The organism is Winogradskyella litoriviva, assembly GCF_013249065.1.
In the GTDB taxonomy this organism is placed as follows: Bacteria; Bacteroidota; Bacteroidia; order Flavobacteriales; family Flavobacteriaceae; genus Winogradskyella; species Winogradskyella litoriviva.
Map to the genome: position 1 here is coordinate 1 of NZ_JABRWQ010000022.1, position 2,396 is coordinate 2,396.

The following is a 2,396-nucleotide window of genomic DNA, read 5'->3' on the forward strand; positions in this document are numbered from 1 at the left end:
TAATTAATAATAAAATTTGAGTTTTCATTTTTTATAAAATTAAGCTTATAATCTATAGATGTTAAATTCGCGATTTGGTTGCGTCAAATTGTTGCCAACGTGTTTGTGTATGGTTAGTTGCGTGGTTTAAGCAACTAAGATAGCAAACAAATCACGAACCTGTGAATATTCCGAAGGAATATTCGCAAGTAGAGACTAATACAGCAATTAATTATACACGGTGTTGTGCGTTCGTTTTTATTTTTCGTTCAGTTTGTTTATTGTCTCCAAAAGCCAATCTTCATTAACTCTTTTTGATTTTTTATTCTCTATGATTTTCTTTTCCAACAATGGAATGAAATCTTTATCATTTAATACTTCAATAGATTCTAAAATCAGCGAACCATTTTCGTCAATGTTTTCAAGTTCGGTTTTTAAAACATCTTTTATTTTTTTGTCTTTCCTTTTTGTTAATCCTGAAATTGCTTCGAATCTTGTAATTTGGTCTTTGTCTGAAACTCTATTCCATAATGCAATTCTGATTTCTTCGCTATCATTGTCAAGTTGTGTTCCAATTCCAAAAGTTGCCCAATTTCTGGTGTCAGAATCTCTGTCATTAGATAATTCAATTAAAGTTTTTATTGCACTCTCATTTTCCAAACAAGAAAGCGCAAGAGCTAATTCAAATCTTACATTTACAAACTTATGATTCTTGTATTCTATTAATTTTAATATCTGTTTCTCACTTAAATTCTCATTATTATGACTTATTGAAGATAAAATTGCTGAAATTACTTTTGGTGATTTCTCTTTTTCTAATAATCTAAAATATAAATCTACTGTTTTTTCTTGCTGAAATCTTGGGTCAAAACCTAATTGAGCTAAAACATAAATTCCAATAATTTGCTCTTTTTCAATTTCAGAGTTAGCGAGTTTGAACGCTCTATTATAAACTTCTTTATTTGGTCTTTTTCTTAATTCTCGGACATTTTCCCAAAAAGTTTTTTGCGTTTTATTATTCAGCAGTCGAGTGAATATTTTTTCAGATGTCCATTTTTTTCGACTCATTTTCTTTTTTTCGAGAGTGTTGCTTAAATGACGCACAACGTTGATGTGTATGGTTAGTTGCGTGTTTAAGCACCTAATTTAGCAAATAAATCACAGATAGAATATTCCGCAGGAATGTTCGTAAGTCGGCAGTGAACTAGCAATTAATTATACACGGTGTTGTGGTGTCGTTTTTTATTCTATTAATAATTATGTTCAACTCGGTTTGCATAAAAATCATCGGTTGTTTTTAATAAGGCGAAAACTCCGCTTTCTTTCTTTTAAAGCTTGATATTCTGTTAAATAGAAGTTAATGAAGATGAAAATAAAAGTTAATTAAGATGAAAATAAAAGTTAAATATGGTTTAATAAAGATAGCTTTTTTATTTAACTACTAGTTTTGAGTTCTAACATAAAAACAATCTCACATGAAAAAATTATTACTTACAAGTCTTATTTTAGTTTTAGCAATAACAAGTTTGAGTGCTCAAACTGAATTTGGAGTTAAATCAGGATATTTTAAATCTTTTAGAGAAACAAATACAACATTTGAAGGAGATGGATTAAAAAACAACAAAAATTATAATGATGGTTTCTACATTGGTGCATTCGTAGAATTTTCAATTTCTGAAAGATTTTATATTCAACCTGAAGTTACTTATGTGAACATTAAAAATGATTTTGACCAACTTCAAATTCCTGTTTTAGCTAAGTATAGAATCGGAAAAAAGTTTAATGTTTTGGCTGGTCCAAATTTGGGATTTTTATTAAACACTAATGAAAATTTTCATTCTTATTATCTTGGTGTTTCTTTAGGTGTATCTTATGATATTACAGATAGGCTTTCCATCGAAGCAAGGTACAATTTTGCATTGTCAAATTCTCTAAAGGATGATTTTAGTTCATCGTCTGATTTATTCGCTGAATTTAATGGATTCCAGTTTGGTCTAGTTTATAGATTTGACTAAAAAATGTTACTTTATTTAGGGAAGAAGGAATTAATAAATTATTATTGTCCGATAATTTGATTTTTAAAATTTACTTTACAAGTCAAACTCCAAAATCCGTTGTCCATTTTTTCCTTTTCTCTAATCGTGAAAACTAAATCTTTCCATCCTTCTTCAGTGTCTTGATTTGAACTCAATTTAATCAGGTTATTGTTGGACTAAATTCGAAAATGTTAATTAAAAATCTATTATTAATATTATTCTTTTAATTTTCATTGGTTGCTCTCAAATGCACCACAACGTGTGCGTGTATTACTTAGTTGCGTGGTTTAAGCAACTAAGTTAGCAATAATTCACGACATAGAAAATCCGAGAGGATTTTCGTACGTAAGCTCAATAAAGCAATTAGTTATACACAGTGTT

The 2,396-nt window shown here is 28.8% G+C and carries 2 protein-coding genes; one reads left to right on the forward strand and one right to left on the reverse strand.

Annotation, left to right across the window (positions count from 1 at the left end; all coding sequences use genetic code 11):
• Positions 1-237: 237 nt before the first annotated feature.
• Positions 238-1,047, reverse strand: coding sequence for a hypothetical protein (locus HNV10_RS17035; RefSeq protein WP_173302661.1), 810 nt, complete (start codon positions 1,045-1,047; stop codon positions 238-240).
• A 407-nt stretch (positions 1,048-1,454) separates the two neighbouring features.
• Here HNV10_RS17035 and HNV10_RS17040 point away from each other — a divergent pair, with 407 nt between their 5' ends.
• Positions 1,455-1,994, forward strand: a complete 540-nt coding sequence (locus HNV10_RS17040; protein ID WP_173302663.1) for a porin family protein — start codon at positions 1,455-1,457, stop codon at positions 1,992-1,994.
• Positions 1,995-2,396 lie beyond the last annotated feature (402 nt).

What these genes read in the sequence shown, in the direction of transcription:
- HNV10_RS17035 (WP_173302661.1), bottom strand. Translation starts at nt 1,047, where the DNA reads ATGAGTCGAAAAAAATGGACATCTGAAAAAATATTCACTCGACTGCTG.
- HNV10_RS17040 (WP_173302663.1), top strand. Translation starts at nt 1,455, where the DNA reads ATGAAAAAATTATTACTTACAAGTCTTATTTTAGTTTTAGCAATAACA.